The following is a 17,459-nucleotide window of genomic DNA, read 5'->3' on the forward strand; positions in this document are numbered from 1 at the left end:
ATAACTCTCGCAACGGAACACACAACAGAGCGAGACGCCACGATGGCCAACTCCCAGATCTTCAACACCCAGCAGGCGAAACTGCCTGCATGCGACACCTTGAACGCTACACAGGTACCGGCTTATGCCTACAGCGCCAAGCACAAGCTGGCCCAGTTGGCAGTCACCGGTTGCCTGAACCAGACCTTCCACGCCTCGGCCGAAAGCCAGCTGGAGAGCGTGTTGCGGTTGGCCGGCGAGCTGGACAGCCGCTATGTCGCCAAGGTTGCGTGCTATGCCCGCCGCCAAGGCCACATGAAAGACATGCCGGCATTGCTGTTGGCCGCATTGGTAGCGCAGCGTTCGGTGATGGTGCCGCAGGTGTTCGAGCAGGTGGTGGACAGCGGCAAGATGTTGCGCAACTTCGTGCAAATCCTGCGCAGCGGTGTGACTGGGCGCAAGTCCCTGGGCTCGCAGCCCAAGCGCCTGGTGCAGAACTGGTTGAACACTGCGACGGAGCGTCAGCTTTTGCAGGCGTCAGTCGGTAATCAGCCATCGTTGGCGGATGTGGTGAAAATGGTTCACCCCAAGCCCACTGAACCATGGCGTGAAGCGTTCTTCGCCTGGTTGATCGGGCGGCCGGTGGAGGTGCAAGCCTTGCCGGAGCTGACTCGGGCCTTGCTCGCCTTTCGTAGTGGTTCGACCACTGAGGTGCCGGCGGTACCGTTCCAGTTGCTTGGAAACGAGAAGCTCAGCAAAGAACAATGGGCTGCCCAGGCCGATAACATGGGTTGGCAGGCCCTGCGCATGAACCTTAATACCTTTGCACGCCAAGGCGCGTTCGAGGTGCCAGGGTTCGCATGGCAAGTTGCGGCGCGGTTGGCTGATGCAGAGGCGATCGCCAAGGCGCGGGTTTACCCGTACCAGTTGCTGGCGGCGTATCGAATGGCGGGGGATGACGTACCGGCCTGCGTGCGTGAAGCCCTGCAGGACGCCCTTGAGTTGTCCCTGGCCAACGTGCCGGTGTTGCAAGGTTCGGTGGTGGTTTGCCCTGATGTGTCGGGCTCGATGCACAGCCCGGTCACCGGGTATCGCGAGGGCGCAACGAGCGCTGTACGTTGCATCGATGTGGCGGCCTTGATCGGCGCGGCGATCTTGCGCAAGCAGCCAGACGCACGCTTGATGCCGTTTGAAAACCATGTGGTGGATATCCGGCTCAACCCGCGTGACAGTGTGATGAGCAATGCGCAGAAGCTGGCAGCCATCGGCGGAGGCGGGACTAACTGCTCGGCGCCGCTGGCGAAAATTGCCGGGGCCAAAATGAAAGTGGATACGGTGATCCTGGTGTCTGACAACGAGTCGTGGATTGACGCCCGGCGTCAGCGCGGTACCGAAACCATGCGTCAGTGGGAGTTGATCAAGCAGGTCAACCCGCAAGCGCGGCTGGTGTGTATCGATATGCAGCCGGGCGCAACCACGCAGGCGGCAGACCGCCAGGATATTTTGAATGTGGGAGGCTTCAGTGATGCGGTATTTGATGTGGTCGCGCAGTTCGCCGAAGGGCGCTACGGTGCGCAACATTGGGTGCAGGCGATTGAAGCAATAGAAGTTTGATTTCACCGGCGCTGAATGCCGACGGGACTACATCCAAGACGTCTCGTCAGACCCTTGTCAGCGCCAGTGACGGCACGAATGCCTGTGGCTGTACATCTATGGTAAGCCGGTATGTTCCGGCGCTCAGTCACACTTTTTGTCGTGCCACCTTATTACGATTGCCTCGGCGAATGCCGGTGAAACTACAGTACGGAATGATCGCGGGTTCGAGTCCCGCCAGTCGCAAGACTGTAGCTCAGCGGGAGAGCGTGCCGCATGTTTCACCCTCCTTTTGTCGCCGTCTGTTTACTTGAAACGCCGCGCCTGCGGCACATACAAAAAGAATCGAGATCATGCAAGAGAAGACCTACCAACTGCTGGAAGTTGCCAACGGCAAGCCCATCAAGCTCTGGACCCAAGGGGTACCGGTTGAGCCAGAGGCTCGCCAGCAACTGATGAACACGGCGAAGATGCCGTTCATTTTCAAACACCTCGCGGTGATGCCGGATGTGCATCTGGGCAAGGGCTCGACCATTGGCAGCGTGATTCCCACCGTGGGCGCGATTATCCCGGCCGCCGTTGGCGTGGATATCGGCTGCGGCATGATTGCCGCACGTACCTCGCTGACTGCCGCCGACCTGCCGGATAACCTTCACGGCCTGCGCTGCGCGATCGAGGCGGCCGTGCCCCATGGTCGCACCAACGGCCGTAACGGGCGTGACAAGGGTGCCTGGGACACTGTTCCGCAGCAGGCCGACCAGGTATGGGCGGCGTTGCACCCACGCTTCAAAACGATCACCGACAAGTACCCGAAACTGAAGAACACCAACAACCGCCAACACTTGGGGACGCTGGGTTCGGGTAACCACTTTGTCGAAGTCTGCCTGGATGAAGCCAACCGGGTCTGGTTCATGTTGCACAGCGGTTCCCGTGGCGTCGGCAATGCCATCGGTAACCTGTTTATCCAGTTGGCTCAACAGGACATGCGTCAGCACATCGCCAACCTGCCGGATCGCGACCTGGCTTACTTCGAGGAAGGCAGTCAGCACTTCGATGACTATGTGGAAGCGGTCGGCTGGGCCCAGGATTTTGCCCGACAGAACCGCGAGATGATGATGCGGGCGGTGGTTGAGGCGACGCGCAAGGTGATCCACAAACCCTTTGAAGTGGCGCTGGAAGCGGTGAACTGCCACCACAACTATGTGCAAAAAGAGCGGCATTTCGGTGAGGAAATTCTGGTCACTCGTAAAGGTGCGGTGTCGGCAAAGAAGGGTGAGCTGGGGATTATTCCCGGTTCCATGGGCGCGAAAAGTTTCATCGTGCGCGGGCTGGGTAACGAAGAGTCGTTCTGCTCCTGCAGCCATGGCGCCGGCCGGATCATGAGCCGCACCAAGGCCAAAAACACCTTCACGGTGGCCGACCAGGTGCGCGCAACGGCCCACGTGGAATGCCGTAAAGATGCTGCGGTAATCGACGAGATTCCGATGGCCTACAAGGATATCGACCAAGTCATGCACGCCCAGCGCGAGCTGGTGGAAGTGCTGCACACCTTGCGTCAGGTGGTGTGCGTGAAGGGATAAAGTCTGGAATTTGATGGTTGTACAGGAGCATTAAACATGAATAGGGAACAGGACGACCGTCATCCCCTCAGTCTCGCCATGCGCGAACGGGTCTTGCTTGAGCTGGAGCGCATAGAGCGCGAGCGAAGCGTCACGGTGCTGTATGCCTGTGAATCCGGCAGTCGCGCCTGGGGCTTTGCTTCCACCGACAGTGATTACGACGTGCGTTTCGTCTATGTGGAAAAGCCGGACTGGTTTGTCCAGGTGGATACGCCACGGGACGTGATCGAACGTCCGCTGGACGACGAGCTGGATATCAGCGGCTGGGAGTTGCGCAAGACCCTCGGGCTGCTGCGTAAATCCAACCCGACGCTGCTGGAGTGGCTCGATTCGCCGCTGGTGTATCGCAGCGAAACGCCTGCGACCTCGCGCCTGCAGGCCCTGGCGGAAGCGTTCTACAGCCCGCCTGCAGCCCGCAGTCACTATTTTTCGATGGCCAGGAAGAACTTTCGTGGGTACCTGCAAGGCGACACGGTGCGCTTCAAAAAGTACTTCTATGTGCTGCGGCCGTTGCTGGCGGTGCGCTGGATCGACCTTGGGCTCGGACGGCCACCGATGACATTTGCCGACCTGTTGTCGACGGTCACGGACCCACTCTTGCTGGATGAAGTGGCGACGCTGCTGGCCCTGAAACGTAATGCCGGAGAAGCCGCGTATGGACCCAGGCGCCCGGCGTTGCACCGGTTTATCTCGGCAGAGCTGGAGCGCGAAGTCCCCAAATTGCCACGTACGCAGGAACACACGCACTTGCTGGACCACTACCTGAGGGAAACGGTAAAGCACTACGCATAAGGAATGGATATGAACCAGGATGTGATCGAGCTGGACGGTGCCATCGGCGGCGGCCAGGTGTTGCGCAGTGGCTTGAGCCTGTCGATGGTGACGGGGCGCACGCTGCGGATTAAAAATATTCGTGCCAGGCGCAGTCGGCCAGGGTTGCTGCGTCAGCACCTGACGGCGGTTCTGGCCGCTGCCCAGATATGTGGCGCTCGGACCGAAGGCGCCGAACTGGGTTCCCAGGCGTTGCTGTTTGAGCCTGGCCTTATCCAGGGCGGGGACTATAAATTTTCTATCGGCACAGCCGGCAGTTGCACCCTGGTATTGCAGACAGTGTTGCCGGCGTTGTTGCTGGCCCCGCAAGCCAGCCGCGTCAGCATTTGCGGAGGCACCCACAATCCGATGGCGCCTCCGGTGGATTTTCTTGAGCGCGCCTGGTTGCCGCAATTGCGGCGGATGGGCGCCAGAGTCGAGTTGACGCTGGTGCGTCACGGTTTTGTACCGGCTGGTGGTGGCGAGATTGTGGCGTTTATACATCCGAGCACATTGATGCCGTTGCACCTCACTGAGCGGGGTGAATTGCAGGGCTCGCGAGCAACCACACTGAGTGCCGGGTTGCCTGTTCATGTCGCCGAGCGTGAGCTGGAACGTGTGCGTCAGCGGCTGGCGATCAAGCAGGAGCAGTTGCACGCGGTGAACCTTGACGCGGAGCACGGGCCAGGCAATGTCCTGTTGCTGGAATATGCACATGCGCACGTCACCGAAGTGTTCAGCGCATTTGGCCAGGCCAGGTTGCGAGCAGAGGCGGTGGCCGATCAGGCCATCGAACAGGCGCTCGAGTGGGTTGCCAGCGAAGCAGTCGTCGCCGAGCATCTGGCCGACCAGCTATTGCTGCCGATAGCACTTGCCGGCGGCGGCAGTTTCACCACGCTGCGGATGACCGAGCACCTGCAGAGCAACATGGCGGTGATCCAGCGGTTTTTGCCGGTGGTGATTGAGAGCTACGAGCAAGGCCATCAATTGCTGAGGATTGAATGCCGGGCGCTGTAGCCTGGCCGACCGCGTACTGTAGGAGCGAGCTTGCTCGCGAAAAACGCCCAGGCACCGTGTTTATCCAGGCTGGGCGCGTCCTCGTTAACGACCATCGCGAGCAAGCTCGCTCCTACAGGAACCCGGTGCTCACCGCCACAATCAGGAATACCCCCAGCACCGCACGGTAGATCACGAACGGCCAGGTGGAGAACCGCTCCAGGAACTTCATCAGGCCCCAGATCGCGAAGAACGCCGAGACACTGGCAACCACCAGGCCAAAGATCAAATGCGGCCACGCGTGGGCGGGCAGGTCGGCGTGGAACAATACCCACAGCTCCTTAAGCCCCGCCAGCGCGATCGCCGGCAAGCCCAGCAGGAACGAAAACCGCGCCGCTTCTTCACGCTTGAAATTGAGGAACAGTGCGGCGGTTAGGGTCGAGCCCGAGCGGGAAACCCCGGGAATCAGCGCGCCGATCTGCGCAATGCCAACAATCAGCGCATCCCGCAGGCGCATTTCGCCCACCGTGCGCTTATGCCTTGCGCTGAGTTCGGCCGCGGCCAGCAGCACGGCCATCACCAGGCAGGAAATCCCGATCACCATCAGCCCGCGCAACGGCGAGTTGCAGGCGTTGAGCGTCGACGACAAGGCAATCCCGGCGATACCAATCGGAATCGTCGCCAGCACAATCGCCACCGCCAGCTTGAACCACTGGTTGTTGTAGTCGCCCTGGCGCACCGCGCTGATGCTGCCTACGGTGACCTGGCGCACATCCTTCCAGAAGTAACTGACCACTGCAGCCAAGGCAGCCAACTGCATGGCTGCGGAAAACGCCGAGCCCGGATCCGGCCAGCCGAGCAGGGCGGGCACGATGCGCATGTGGGCGGTGGAAGACACGGGCAGCAATTCGGTGATGCCCTGAATGATGCCCAGAATGCCGATTTGCAGGTAATCCAGGGACGCAAAGCCGACATCGAGGCCGCTGGTGCAGACGTTTGTCAAAGTACTTATCCTGAAAACGAGGGGAGGGAAGTGGCGCGGAGTTTAGTCTAACTTTGTAATGATTTTGTCGTTGACAAGAGAAAAGTGCGATCGGTTCAGCAAGTAGAAAGCTTGGCCGATGTATTGGCATTGCCAGTGGCTTTTGTTGACAATGGCGCCCTGTTTTTTTGCCGAGATGCCCATGCCTGCAATCCCCGATACCACCGTCGAACTGATCGAAACCGGCCCGGAACATGCCGCGCTGATCGCTAATCTTTACCAGTTCTACGCCTACGAGTCCTCGGACTGGGAACAGGAAGACGTCGAGGTGGACGGCCGCTTCTACATCCATGAGGAGCATCTGGCCCGCTACTGGCAAGACCCGCAATGGAGCGCCAACCTGCTATTGGTCGATGGCTTTATTGCAGGTTTCCTGCTGATCGAAGGCAGCGAATTGCCGGGGATCGACGCGCTGGAACTGGCAGACCTGTTCATCTTGAAACGCTATCGCCGCAAAGGCATTGGCCGCGCCATCGCCACCCAGGTCTTGAGCAGTGGCGAGGCGAACTGGCTGGTGCGTTTCTATGATCAGGATGAAGTGAGCCAGGCGTTCTGGCGCACGGTGTTGGATAACCTGCCCCGTCCGGTCCAGGCCATTGAGCTGGATGATGAGCCGAACCTGCTGAGCTTCCTCGTGACCCGAGCGGCGCTGCACTGAGGCATCAGCTGAACGCTGCGCCAGCCCCTGCACTGAACAGCGCCGCCTGCATCGCCTGAGGCGGTTGCCCGAATGCGCGCAGGAACGCCTGGCGCATACGCTCGCGATCGCCGAACCCGGTTTCGCGGGCGACCACTTCCACCGGATGCCGACTGGTCTCCATCATCGCTCGCGCGGCTTCTACTCGCAGGGACTCGATGGCCTTGGCCGGGGTTTGCCCGGTCTCCTCGCGAAACACCCGGCTGAACTGGCGCGGGCTGAGCCGCGCCACGGCCGCCAATGCCTCGACTGAAAGGTCGTGAGTCAGATTCTCCCGAGCGTAGGCCAGGGCCAGCTGCACGCGGTCGGATTTGGGGTCCAGTTCCAGCAGCGCCGACAGTTGCGACTGTTCGCTGCCACGCCGCTGGGCAATCACCAGCTTGCGCGCGATGCGGCGGGCGAGGTCACTGCCCAGGTCGTTCTCCACCATCGCCAGCGCCAGGTCCACCCCGGCGCTCATGCCGGCGCCGGTCCAGATCTGGCCGTCGACGACGAACAGTTTGTCTTCCTCCAGGCGAATCTGCGGGTAGCGCTTGGCAAACGCCGGTGCATGCAGCCAGTGGGTGGTCGCGCGCTTGCCCTCGAGCAACCCGGCTTCGGCCAGCACGAAGATGCCCATGCACAGCGAAGCAATCCGTCGGGACTGCTTAGAGGCCGCCTGGACCAGCTTCAGCAGGTTGGCATCAGGCAGTTGGAACTCCAGGTAGCCGCTGACGATCAATGTGTCATAACCCTCGGGCCGGATCGGTGTGCTGTTCACCGAGAACCCTTGGGACGTCATGATCGGGCCGCCACTCTCCGACACCAGGTGAAACTCATACGCCTGCTCTCCCCGCAGCAGATTCGCGCACTCGAACACCGAGCCCAGGCTAAGGCTGAGGGATTGAAAGTTCGGGTAAACCATCAGCGCAATGCTGTGCATCTCATCTCTCCAAGGGGCGCGGAGCGGTGATTGTCGGCGTGTAACCGGTAAACGGCAACCGGCTTGGCACAATGTCCGGAATCCTTGCGGACATGACATTGTGCGGTTTTGGCCCGGCTCCTAAGCTTCATTCCATTCCAACCCATATCACCCCGAGGCACTGGCACATGAAAGTATTGATGGTTTTGACTTCTCACGACCAGCTTGGCGACACCGGCCGCAAGACCGGCTTCTGGCTCGAAGAATTTGCTGCTCCCTACTACGCGTTCAAGGACGCCGGGGCCGATGTGACCCTGGCCTCGCCAGCCGGTGGGCAACCGCCGCTGGATCCGGTCAGCGACCTGCCGGATTCGCAAACCGACCAGACCCGCCGCTTCGCCACCGACCCGGCGGCACAGCAGGCCTTGGCCACCACGCTGAAGCTGGAGTCGGTGAACGCCGGCGACTTCGACACCGTTTTCTACCCAGGCGGCCACGGCCCGCTGTGGGACCTGGCAGAGTCGAAAACCTCCATTTCCCTGATCGAAGCCTTCGAGCGTGCCGGTAAGCCGATTGGCTTTGTGTGCCACGCCCCGGGCGCCTTGCGTCACGTCAAGGCCGTCAACGGCGAGCCGCTGGTCAAGGGCCGACGCGTCACCGGCTTCTCCAACTCCGAAGAAGCCGCGGTTGGCCTGACCGACGTGGTGCCGTTCCTGATCGAGGATGATTTCAAGGCACTGGGCGGCAAGTACGAGAAGGGTGCCGACTGGCAGTCCTTTGTGATTGAAGATGGCCTGCTGGTCACGGGGCAGAATCCTGCCAGTTCCAGTGACGTCGCCAAAGCGCTGTTGAAGCTGACCGCGTAACCCGCTAAATCCCCCAAAAGTAAGTGATTGGCGGCTCCCCTGATCGGGAGCCGGCCACTTTTGCACGCCCGAAATTCGCCTCTGGACCCCCCATCATGAGTAACAGCGCTTTAGGTACACCGATCAAACTGGGGCACCACACCCTGAAAAACCGCATTGTCCTGCCGCCACTTACCCGCCAGAGAAGTGCCCAGCCCGGTGATATCGCCACGGACCTGATGGCGCTCTATTACCGCCAGCGCGCCACCGCCGGCTTCATGGTCAGCGAGGGCACGCAGATCGAGCCCCGCGGCCAGGGTTATGCCTGGACCCCGGGCATCTACACACCGGAGCAGATTGACGGCTGGCGTACCGTGACCGAGGCCGTGCATGCAGAAGGCGGTGTGATCTTCGCCCAGCTTTGGCATGTGGGCCGCGTGTCCCATCACGATCTGCAACCCGACGGCGCAGCACCCGTCGCGCCGTCGGCGATTCAGCCGCAGCAAGCCAAGGCATTCGTTGCAACCGGGCCCGGCACCGGTGAGTTGGTGCAGCCGCCAGAGCCCCGCGCCTTGGCTACTGCCGAGGTCAAGGAACTGGTCGGGCTGTATGCCCAGGCTGCAAAAAACGCACTGGCCGCCGGCTTTGATGGCGTGGAGATTCATTCGGCCAACGGCTACCTGGTCAACCAGTTCATCTCGGCGCATTCCAACCAGCGCGAAGATGAATACGGTGGCTCGCTGCACAATCGTCTGCGTTTTTTGCGGGAAGTTGTCGAAGCGGTGGCCGAAGTGGTCGGCCCGGAATGCCTGGGTGTGCGCTTTGCGCCGTTGTTCAGTGGCACTGACCAGGATCGTGTTTACATTGGCCTGGTCGAGGAGGATCCACATCACACCTACATTGAGGCGATCAAGATACTTGAGGCCACCGGCATCGCCTACGTGTCCATCGCCGAGGCTGACTGGGACAACGCGCCGGAATTGCCCGAGTCGTTCCGCCGGGCTGTGCGCGACACCTTCACCGGTCGGATCATCTACGCCGGCCGCTACACCGCAGAGCGCGGCGTGCGACTGGTAGAGGCGGGGCTGGCGGACCTGATTGCATTTGGCCGGCCATACATTGCCAACCCCGACTTGCCCCAGCGCCTGCTCAACGGTTGGCCGCTGAACCCGTTGAACGCTGCCGGCCTGTATGGCGGTACGGAAGTGGGCTTCACCGATTACCCGGTGTACGCCGGGTAAACGCTGCTACTCGGTCGGGTACTTGTGAAACGCCGAATGCTGTTCCGCACGTGCCGCATGGCGCTGCAAGTGCGGGAACGCATCGGCCTTCACGACGTCGGCTATCTTGAGCTGGGTGAAGGACCAGGCGACCGCCACCGTCAGGCTCGCCTGGGTCAGCGGCGCGTTGCTGTCGCGCTCCGCCACCAACGCCTCCAATAACGAATAAGCCTCCAGCAGTTGCCCGGTCACGCGGTCGATCCAGGGTTGGTGCAGCTTTTCGGCGGGCCGCAGGTGGTGTTCGTAAACGATTTGCACGGTTTTTTCGCACGCGGCCAGCGCCAGGCCGATCACTTGCAGATCCCGGGCAAGTGCCACTGTTTGCTGGGGCAACAGCTTTTTGTCAGCCGGCGCCAGGGCTTCCAGGTATTCGAGGATCAGGCCGGAATCCATCAGCACCGTCCCGTCGTCGAGCACCAGTGTCGGCGCCTTGACCACCGGGTTGATCCTGGAAAACTCATCGAAGGTGCTGAACACCGACAGTGCCTGGTGTTCAAACGCGACACCGTACAGCTCCAGGGAAATTGCCACGCGGCGCACGTAGGGCGAGTCCAGCATTCCGACCAGTTTCATGAAGCCTCCATTGACCACAGTGTCTTGTTCAGATGACGTTATAAACCTTTTCCCCCCCCTGTTTATCAATCCACCCGCAACACGATCTTGCCTATGTGATCACCACCTTCCATCCGCGCATGGGCCTTCGCGGCGTCGGTGTAGGCATACACCTCATCGATCATCGGCAGGCAACGCCCGGCCGACAGCACCGGCCACACGTGTTCACGCAGTTGTGCGGCAATCGCAGCTTTTTCTTCCCGGGTGCGTGAGCGCAACAACGATCCGGTAACGATCGCGCGTTTGCCGAGAATTGCCAGCAGGTCGATGTCCTTGGCGCGTGCGCCGCCCAGGAAGCCCAGCATCACCAGTCGACCTTCCATGGCCAGGGCGCTGATGTTGTCGTTCAGGTAGGAGCCACCCATGATGTCGAGGATCACATTGACGCCCTTGCCAGCGGTTTTGTCAGCGATGACCTCGGCGAAATTCTGTTCCCGGTAGTTGATCGGCTCGGCCCCCAGCTCGCGGATGGCGGCGCATTTTTCTGCGCTGCCGGCGGTGGCGAACGCTTCGATACCGAACTCGCGGCAGAGCATCAGCGCGGTGGTGCCGATGCCGCTGGTGCCGCCGTGGATCAGCACGCGCTGGCCTTTGTGCGCGCCGCCGATGCCGAACAGGTTGGCCCACACGGTGAAGAAGGTTTCCGGGATCGCTGCCGCCTGAATCCACTCCAGGCCATCGGGAACCGGCAAGGTCTGGCTGGCGGGCACCGCGCAGTACTGCGCATACCCGCCGCCATTGGTCAGGGCGCAGACGTTGTCGCCCAATGCGAACTCACTGACGCCTTCGCCCAGTGCGACCACCACACCGGCCACTTCAAGCCCGGGAATCGGGCTCATTCCGGGTTTCATCGGATACGTGCCGGCGCGCTGCAGGGCGTCCGGGCGATTGACGCCGGCGGCGTGTACGCGGATCAGCACTTCGCCGGGGCCGGCGACAGGTACCGGCTCCTGGCGTGGTTGCAGGACTTCGGGGCCGCCGGGGCTAGTGATTTCGATCAGGGTCATTTCGTGGGGCAGATTCATTTGAGCGCACCTGTAGCAATGAACGTATGGGTTGAGACCGCGCCCGGTACCGGGCGGTTCAGCCTGCTGGCGATCCTGGGTATTTTCTCTGGTGCCCAGCATAGCCGTGATGAGTGATGCAATAATGCTGCGATTACACGTCACGATGATGCAAAACTGCATCGCAGGGAGAAGCCATGAACTGGGACGATGCCCGGGTATTTCTCGCGGTGTGCCGCGAGTCCACATTACGTGGTGCCGCGCGGGTGCTGGGGGTGGATCAAGCCACCGTGGGGCGGCGGGTCAATGCCCTGGAAAAGTCCTTGAACGCGACGTTGTTTTTGCGCACCTCCGAAGGCTATGCGCTGACAGCCGTGGGTGAGGCCGCCTTGCAATCAGTGGAGAAAATGGAGCGTTCGGCCATTGACCTGGAACGTCAGGTCCAGGGCCTGGACGACCGCCTGACCGGCACCGTGCGGGTGACCACCACCGACTCCCTGGCCATCGACTTCTTGATCCCGGCCATCGCCCGGTTGCACGACGCGCACCCTGACGTGCGGGTGCAGATGGACGCTTCGACCCAGATCCTGAGCCTGGCCAAGCGTGAAGCCGACATCGCCGTGCGCAACACTCGCCCGGACAACCCCGACCTGATCGCCCGGCGCATCGCCCGCTGGCCGGTGGGGCTATTTGCCTCGCAGGCGTATATCGACCGTCACGGCGTACCGGAGCCGGGTAGCGTGTTCGAAGGGCACGACCTGGTGGTGTACGAGCCGCACCTGCAAAGCCAGAAAGACATGACCCTGGTCTCCGAGCCGCTGGGCCGTGGGCGCATCGTCGCTGCCTTGAGCTCCAGCCTGCTGGTGCGCCGGTCCATCGCTGCGGGCCTGGGCATCGGTGAGATCCCGGTGGTTTCCGGCGAACGGGACGGTCTGGTGCGGCTATGGCCGGACCGTACGCGACCATTGCCCTACGATGTGTGGCTGGTAACCCACGCCGACTTGCGGCACACCGCGCGGGTGCGGGTGGTGATCAATGAGATCGTCGCCGGGTTTGCCGACACGAGTGAGTAAGGTCGCAGGTCAGCACATCGCTGCAATTTCCGAGGCGTCCGTGGCCGCACAATCGGCTCCGGTTCCGGCGTAAATACGTCGGGGAACGTCACGGGAACAGGTCACTTATGAACGCATTACTACGGGATGACGGGGCACGGGATTTAGGGCTGCTGTTTTTGCGGGTCAGCGGGGGCTTGTTCCTGCTGTGGGTCCATGGCCTGCCCAAGCTGCTGGACTATGGCGATCAGTTGAAGGTGATCGAGGATCCTTTTCACCTGGGGGCGAGCGTGACACTGCTGCTGGCGATTTTCGCCGAAGTACTGTGCCCACTGTTGATCATTGCCGGGGTGCTGGTGCGCCTGGCCTGCTTGCCGATCCTGAGTGTGCTGTGGATTGCCATGCTGGTGGTGCATCCGCAATGGACACTGCTCGAAGGGCAGTTTGGCTGGCTGCTGTTGATCATATTCACCAGCATCCTGATTGCCGGGCCCGGGCGAATAGCGTTCAACCAGCGGTGGATCGGCGTGCTGCGTTACGCCTGAATAAAAAAGGCCGGGGGCAACCCCGGCCAAAAGGAGTGGAGCAGGGTGATGCAATCGCTTCAGCGCTTCAGGAACGCCAGCAGGTCGGCGTTCAAGGCTTCGGCATGGGTGACCGCGAAGCCGTGTGGCGCATCCTTGTACACCTTCAATTCGGCGCCCTTGATCATCTCGGCGGCCACCTTGCCGGTGGTTTCGAACGGTACGATCTGATCGCCATCACCGTGGATCACCAGCGTTGGCACGTCGATCGTGGCCATGTCTGGGCGGAAGTCGGTTTCCGAGAATGCAGTGACGCAGTCCACGGTGGACTTGAGCGAGGCGAGCAGGGCGATCTGCAAGGTCTGGGTCAGTACGCCCTCGGAGACTTTCTGGCCCTTGTTGATGCCGAAGAACGGTGTGTTGAAGTCGGAAATGAACTGCACGCGGTCCTTCAGCAGGCCGGCCTTGATGCCGTCGAACACATCCTTGGGAACACCTTGCGGGTAGTCGGGTTTCTGGCCGAACAGCGGCGTCACCGCCCCCAGCAACACCAGGCCGGCCACGCGCGCGCTGCCATGGCGCGCGATATAGCGGGCGACGTCGCCACCGCCCATGGAAAAGCCCACCAGCGTCACGTCCTGCAGGTCCAGGTGGTTGATCAGTTCGGCGATATCGTCGGCGAAGGTGTCGTAGTCGTTACCGGTCCAGGGTTGGTCCGAGCGGCCAAAACCACGGCGGTCAAACGCAATGGTGCGGTAGCCGCGGCTGCTCAGGTACTCCATCTGGTATTCCCACATGTCCGCGTCCAGTGGCCAGCCGTGGCTGAACAGCACCGGTTTGCCGCTGCCCCAGTCCTTGAAGTAGATTTCGGTGCCGTCTTTGGTGAGTAAAGTGCTCATGGAAACTCCTTGGGTGAGTACGAAGGCAAAGGCTGACTATTGTCGAACAGGCGCTGGCAGCGCTTGTACGGGTGTGCTTGGTTGGGTTTACCAACTGAACTTGAGTTCGACCCCCAGGTAATTGCTGTCATGCCCGCCGGCATCCCGCAGCGTCTGGCCGACCGCGTAGTGCACGGCCTCGACGGCGCCGGTGAGGTTGGGGGTAAACACGTAGTCGGTGCGAACTTGAGCATAGGCGCCGGTCCAGCGTTCACCCTGGCCTGCGGTTCCGGCCACCGGCAGGTTGGGCTGAGTGTAGACCGCGTCTGCGGTGGTTTGCCGCCAGAGCAGGCCCACGGCGGTCTGTACGCTGAGCTTGGCGATGGGCTTGACGGTGATCGACGGCTTGACGTGAATCAGGTTGCTGTAGCCCGTATAACCCGCCAGGGAAAAGTAGTAGCCATTGGGGAACAGCGGGTTGAACGTCCCCACCGTGCCGTCACCGGCGTGGCGGTCGCCCGAGGCGATATCCATCTGCAGCCCCAGGCGCGGCGTCCAGGCCAGGCTGTCGAAGGTGTAGCCCACGCGGCTGCCGCCACCCCAGGCACGGATATCCTTGTGCCCCACCGAGCCACCTTGCAGCATGGCTTCAATGTCCCAGTCAAAGCCCAGGGCCGCGCCGCCCAATCGCGCGTCGAACAGTTGGCGTTTTTCATCGCCGTCGCCGTCCAGGTAGTGGGCATCGCTGCGTTCATACACCCCGTAATAGGCCGACAGCTCATTTTTGCCACCCACCAACCGCTCGACCCGCAGCATGTGAAACTGCGCGTCAGCGTTGGATTTATCGTCGAAGTGCCGCTCGTCCTGGTACTGCACCGGGTGGCTGGCGATCCCGATAAAACGCCAGTTCGAGGTTTCCCAGTCTGCCCATAGCGCATCAAAGGACTGGCGCACATTCGGTCCATCCCGTGATGAGATGAAGCGCTGCAAGTCGAAGGCAAAGTCCTGCCTGCCGACGCGGCCCTTGAACGTGCCGGCACTGAAGGTGTTGATGTATTCGGCAAAGGCCAGGCGCAGGTCGACACGGTTTTGGTCGGCGCCGCCGATTGAGGTCTTGTCATAGGCCCGGGCGTCTTCCAGCTGGGTGAACACCCGCCAGTTTTCATTCAGGTGCAGGTCGGCATGCACCTGGAATCGCTGGATCAGGTAACGGTCACGGGCCACGTTATTTACGCCGAAACCGCCCGCGTCATTCATCTCGAAGCGCTCGCGCAAGGTCGCGCCCAGGGACAGGTAAGTGAGCGGGTTGGCACTGGACAGCGGGATGTACTTCAGGCTGTCCAGGGGTTGGGTGCGCAGCGTTGGGTCCTTGAGCACGGACCAGTCTTCCTGCCAGCGGTTGGCTTTGATCGCTGGCCGTGCCGGTTGATCGTCAGCGTGGGCGCTGCCTGCCAGCAGCGGCCACAACACCGCCAGGCCCCAGCCTGTGCTGCGGATCATTTTGCCCCGCTGAGCTGGTGAATCTCCGCGACGTAACCGCCCGGGAATTGCACCAGCGCGCTGCGCCGGCCCTTACTGTCAAACGCCGGAACCAGCACCTTGGCACCGGAGCCAGTGGCTTTGCCCAGCGTGTCGGTCAGGTCGGCCACCTGGTAGCCGGTGGTTTCATGGCCGAAGGGGTAGGGCAGTTGGCCGTTGGTGACCAGTACCGCCATGCGCCCGAACGGCGACTCGATATCGACGCGGCGATAGCTGCCGCTGGCCTGGCCAATCTCGACCGCCGGTGCATGCTTGTCATCGGTCAGGACCTTGCCGTGGGAAAACCCGACGAAGGACTTGATGAACGTGTCGGCGCGGTCGCTGGAGACATACACGCGGTTCTCCGGAACGGTCTGGAACGCCGCGTAATCCGGGGCCTTGGTGTGCCAGTAGAGCTGCATATTCACACCGCCCGGCCACTGGATCACCGCATCACGGCCAATGGGGTCGGGGAAATCACTGACAATCACCGCCGCGCCGTTTTCCCGGGCAGCCTTGAGTGCAACTTCCATGTCCTTGACCAGGTAGCCGTTGCGCTCCTGGCCGAACGGATGCGGGACGGGCGTGGTGAAGCCAAACAACGACACCGTGCCTGCCGGCGTCTGCAAGAGTTGCGAGGTGGTGCTGCTGGGCACGGGCAGTACATTCACCACCACCTGGGCCGTGCTTTTGCCGCCGAACGTGGCGAGAAAACTCTGGGCAAAGCGGTCCACGTCAGCCGGGGCGACATAAACGTGGCTGGTGTCGTATTGCGGCGCCACGGCTACGTTCGGGGTTGCGGCAAACGCGCTCCCCATCATCTGTGCGGCCAACAACGTCAATGCCAGCGGTATCGTCATTACTTTCTTGCGCATGCCCACTCTCCAGCACTCTTTAGCGTGATCGAAAGCCGTCAGCTTAGGGACCGGGCCGCCCGGCGGATTGTATGGACGTGCTCGGTTGAACGGTTCAGCGTCTATGCTGGTCAACTGACTTCAACGTCTGATTACGCAGGTGAACGAAATGGCCAAGACTTACAGCTATGCCGCTCGTGACTCCAAGGACTCACTCAAACCCTTCACATTCGAGCGTCGCGCCCCCGGGGCCGACGACGTGCAAATCGACATCCTCTACTGCGGCGTCTGCCACTCGGACCTGCACACCGTGCGCAACGAATGGCAAAACACCCTGTACCCGTCTGTACCAGGCCATGAAATCGTTGGCCGGGTGACGGCGGTGGGCGCCAATGTCAGCAAGTTCAAGGTGGGCGACCTGGCCGGTGTCGGCTGCATGGTCGACAGCTGCCAGCAGTGCGAATCCTGCGCCGAAGGCGAAGAGCAGTACTGCGAAAACGGCTTCACCGGCACCTACAACGGCCCGGTGTTTGGTGGCGAAAATACGTTCGGCGGCTACTCGGACACTATCGTGGTGAAGGAGAAGTTCGTCCTGCGCATCTCCCATGACGAGAGCAACCTGGCGGCGGTCGCGCCGCTGCTGTGTGCAGGCATCACCACCTACTCACCACTGCACCACTGGAACGTCGGGCCGGGCAAGCGCGTTGGCGTCGTCGGCCTGGGTGGCCTGGGGCATATGGCGGTGAAAATCGCCCACGCCATGGGCGCCTACGTCGTGCTGTTCACCACCTCGCCGAACAAGCGCGAAGACGGCCTGCGCCTGGGCGCCGACGAAGTAGTGGTGTCGAAGAACCAGGATGAAATGGCCAAGGTTGCCAACTCCCTGGACTTCATCCTCAACACCGTGGCTGCGTCTCACAACCTCGATGCCTTCCTCAACCTGCTCAAGCGCGACGGCACCATGACCCTGGTGGGTGCCCCGGACAGCCCGCACCCGTCGCCGACCGTGTTCAACCTGATCTTCAAGCGCCGCAGCCTGGCCGGATCGTTGATCGGCGGCATCCAGGAAACCCAGGACATGCTGGATTTCTGCGCCAAGCACGGGATTGTCTCGGACATCGAGATGATCGACATCCAGAGCATCAATGAAGCCTACGAGCGGATGCTCAAGGGCGATGTGAAGTATCGGTTTGTGATCGATATCGAGAGCTTGAAGAAAGAAACGCACGCGGCCTGATTAATCGCCGCAGAACCC

17 protein-coding genes are annotated in these 17,459 nt (G+C 61.6%); 10 read left to right on the plus strand and 7 right to left on the minus strand.

All coding sequences use genetic code 11. From position 1 onward, the window contains the following. The first annotated feature begins 42 nt into the window (after positions 1-42). The 4 genes from ACA046_RS12705 to rtcA all read left to right on the plus strand — a co-directional run bounded on the left by ACA046_RS12705 (position 43) and on the right by rtcA (position 5,018). Entirely contained in the window at positions 43-1,593 is a 1,551-nt protein-coding gene (locus ACA046_RS12705; RefSeq protein WP_459028156.1) for a vWA domain-containing protein, read from the plus strand. A gap of 332 nt (positions 1,594-1,925) precedes the next feature. Beyond that, positions 1,926-3,152, plus strand: a complete 1,227-nt coding sequence (locus ACA046_RS12710) for an RtcB family protein (protein ID WP_497676678.1) — start codon at positions 1,926-1,928, stop codon at positions 3,150-3,152. Between the two features lie 36 nt (positions 3,153-3,188). Further along, entirely contained in the window at positions 3,189-3,983 is a 795-nt protein-coding gene (locus ACA046_RS12715) for a nucleotidyltransferase domain-containing protein (RefSeq protein ID WP_497676679.1), read from the plus strand. 9 nt (positions 3,984-3,992) lie between these two features. Further along, positions 3,993-5,018, plus strand: coding sequence for an RNA 3'-terminal phosphate cyclase (gene rtcA, locus ACA046_RS12720; RefSeq protein WP_497676680.1), 1,026 nt, complete (start codon positions 3,993-3,995; stop codon positions 5,016-5,018). Between the two features lie 112 nt (positions 5,019-5,130). Here the strand turns inward: rtcA and ACA046_RS12725 are convergent, their stop codons facing one another. Further along, on the minus strand, positions 5,131-6,000 hold the full coding sequence (locus ACA046_RS12725) for an undecaprenyl-diphosphate phosphatase (protein ID WP_497676681.1): 870 nt from the start codon (positions 5,998-6,000) through the stop codon (positions 5,131-5,133). A gap of 190 nt (positions 6,001-6,190) precedes the next feature. Between ACA046_RS12725 and ACA046_RS12730 the strand changes: the two genes are divergently transcribed. Beyond that, positions 6,191-6,697: a GNAT family N-acetyltransferase gene (locus tag ACA046_RS12730; protein ID WP_309149025.1), complete on the plus strand. Its 507-nt coding sequence runs from the start codon at positions 6,191-6,193 to the stop codon at positions 6,695-6,697. A 4-nt stretch (positions 6,698-6,701) separates the two neighbouring features. On the opposite strand, the gene ACA046_RS12735 is transcribed toward ACA046_RS12730, so the two are convergent. After that, positions 6,702-7,658 (minus strand): GlxA family transcriptional regulator, encoded by a 957-nt coding sequence (locus ACA046_RS12735; protein ID WP_076016387.1) that lies wholly within the window; start codon positions 7,656-7,658, stop codon positions 6,702-6,704. 167 nt (positions 7,659-7,825) lie between these two features. Between ACA046_RS12735 and ACA046_RS12740 the strand changes: the two genes are divergently transcribed. Both ACA046_RS12740 and ACA046_RS12745 read left to right on the plus strand, forming a co-directional pair. Continuing rightward, positions 7,826-8,503 (plus strand): type 1 glutamine amidotransferase domain-containing protein, encoded by a 678-nt coding sequence (locus tag ACA046_RS12740; protein ID WP_076016386.1) that lies wholly within the window; start codon positions 7,826-7,828, stop codon positions 8,501-8,503. Between the two features lie 95 nt (positions 8,504-8,598). Further along, entirely contained in the window at positions 8,599-9,723 is a 1,125-nt protein-coding gene (locus ACA046_RS12745; protein ID WP_459028168.1) for an alkene reductase, read from the plus strand. A 6-nt stretch (positions 9,724-9,729) separates the two neighbouring features. Here the strand turns inward: ACA046_RS12745 and ACA046_RS12750 are convergent, their stop codons facing one another. Continuing rightward, positions 9,730-10,335, minus strand: a complete 606-nt coding sequence (locus tag ACA046_RS12750; protein WP_497676682.1) for a glutathione S-transferase — start codon at positions 10,333-10,335, stop codon at positions 9,730-9,732. A 65-nt stretch (positions 10,336-10,400) separates the two neighbouring features. After that, positions 10,401-11,399: an NAD(P)H-quinone oxidoreductase gene (locus ACA046_RS12755; protein WP_459028172.1), complete on the minus strand. Its 999-nt coding sequence runs from the start codon at positions 11,397-11,399 to the stop codon at positions 10,401-10,403. A gap of 176 nt (positions 11,400-11,575) precedes the next feature. Here ACA046_RS12755 and ACA046_RS12760 point away from each other — a divergent pair, with 176 nt between their 5' ends. Both ACA046_RS12760 and ACA046_RS12765 read left to right on the plus strand, forming a co-directional pair. Beyond that, positions 11,576-12,451 carry a LysR family transcriptional regulator gene (locus tag ACA046_RS12760; RefSeq protein WP_459028174.1) on the plus strand — a complete coding sequence of 292 codons (876 nt, stop codon included), beginning with the start codon at positions 11,576-11,578 and terminating at the stop codon, positions 12,449-12,451. 107 nt (positions 12,452-12,558) lie between these two features. After that, positions 12,559-12,975 carry a DoxX family protein gene (locus tag ACA046_RS12765; protein WP_459028176.1) on the plus strand — a complete coding sequence of 139 codons (417 nt, stop codon included), beginning with the start codon at positions 12,559-12,561 and terminating at the stop codon, positions 12,973-12,975. Between the two features lie 59 nt (positions 12,976-13,034). Here the strand turns inward: ACA046_RS12765 and ACA046_RS12770 are convergent, their stop codons facing one another. From ACA046_RS12770 to ACA046_RS12780, 3 genes are all read right to left on the minus strand, one after another. Continuing rightward, positions 13,035-13,853 (minus strand): alpha/beta fold hydrolase, encoded by an 819-nt coding sequence (locus ACA046_RS12770; RefSeq protein ID WP_497676683.1) that lies wholly within the window; start codon positions 13,851-13,853, stop codon positions 13,035-13,037. Positions 13,854-13,940: 87 nt separating this feature from the next. Continuing rightward, positions 13,941-15,332: an alginate export family protein gene (locus tag ACA046_RS12775; RefSeq protein ID WP_497676684.1), complete on the minus strand. Its 1,392-nt coding sequence runs from the start codon at positions 15,330-15,332 to the stop codon at positions 13,941-13,943. Then, positions 15,329-16,225 carry a glyoxalase gene (locus tag ACA046_RS12780; protein ID WP_459028182.1) on the minus strand — a complete coding sequence of 299 codons (897 nt, stop codon included), beginning with the start codon at positions 16,223-16,225 and terminating at the stop codon, positions 15,329-15,331. Before ACA046_RS12780 ends, ACA046_RS12775 begins: the two co-directional genes overlap by 4 nt. 148 nt (positions 16,226-16,373) lie before the next feature. On the opposite strand from ACA046_RS12780, the gene ACA046_RS12785 reads away from it, so the two are divergent. Beyond that, the gene (locus ACA046_RS12785) at positions 16,374-17,441 is read left to right on the plus strand and encodes an NAD(P)-dependent alcohol dehydrogenase (RefSeq protein ID WP_497676685.1); all 1,068 of its coding nucleotides are present in this window, start codon (positions 16,374-16,376) and stop codon (positions 17,439-17,441) included. The last annotated feature ends 18 nt before the right edge of the window (positions 17,442-17,459 follow it).

Source organism: Pseudomonas sp. LBUM1641 (assembly GCF_059716235.1).

Excerpts from the sequence above, each read along its gene's own strand:
- ACA046_RS12705 (WP_459028156.1), top strand. The coding sequence starts at position 43 with ATGGCCAACTCCCAGATCTTCAACACCCAGCAGGCGAAACTGCCTGCA.
- ACA046_RS12710 (WP_497676678.1), top strand. The coding sequence starts at position 1,926 with ATGCAAGAGAAGACCTACCAACTGCTGGAAGTTGCCAACGGCAAGCCC.
- ACA046_RS12715 (WP_497676679.1), top strand. The coding sequence starts at position 3,189 with ATGAATAGGGAACAGGACGACCGTCATCCCCTCAGTCTCGCCATGCGC.
- rtcA (WP_497676680.1), top strand. The coding sequence starts at position 3,993 with ATGAACCAGGATGTGATCGAGCTGGACGGTGCCATCGGCGGCGGCCAG.
- ACA046_RS12735 (WP_076016387.1), bottom strand. The coding sequence starts at position 7,658 with ATGCACAGCATTGCGCTGATGGTTTACCCGAACTTTCAATCCCTCAGC.
- ACA046_RS12740 (WP_076016386.1), top strand. The coding sequence starts at position 7,826 with ATGAAAGTATTGATGGTTTTGACTTCTCACGACCAGCTTGGCGACACC.
- ACA046_RS12745 (WP_459028168.1), top strand. The coding sequence starts at position 8,599 with ATGAGTAACAGCGCTTTAGGTACACCGATCAAACTGGGGCACCACACC.
- ACA046_RS12750 (WP_497676682.1), bottom strand. The coding sequence starts at position 10,335 with ATGAAACTGGTCGGAATGCTGGACTCGCCCTACGTGCGCCGCGTGGCA.
- ACA046_RS12755 (WP_459028172.1), bottom strand. The coding sequence starts at position 11,399 with ATGAATCTGCCCCACGAAATGACCCTGATCGAAATCACTAGCCCCGGC.
- ACA046_RS12760 (WP_459028174.1), top strand. The coding sequence starts at position 11,576 with ATGAACTGGGACGATGCCCGGGTATTTCTCGCGGTGTGCCGCGAGTCC.
- ACA046_RS12765 (WP_459028176.1), top strand. The coding sequence starts at position 12,559 with ATGAACGCATTACTACGGGATGACGGGGCACGGGATTTAGGGCTGCTG.
- ACA046_RS12770 (WP_497676683.1), bottom strand. The coding sequence starts at position 13,853 with ATGAGCACTTTACTCACCAAAGACGGCACCGAAATCTACTTCAAGGAC.
- ACA046_RS12775 (WP_497676684.1), bottom strand. The coding sequence starts at position 15,332 with ATGATCCGCAGCACAGGCTGGGGCCTGGCGGTGTTGTGGCCGCTGCTG.
- ACA046_RS12780 (WP_459028182.1), bottom strand. The coding sequence starts at position 16,225 with ATGCGCAAGAAAGTAATGACGATACCGCTGGCATTGACGTTGTTGGCC.
- ACA046_RS12785 (WP_497676685.1), top strand. The coding sequence starts at position 16,374 with ATGGCCAAGACTTACAGCTATGCCGCTCGTGACTCCAAGGACTCACTC.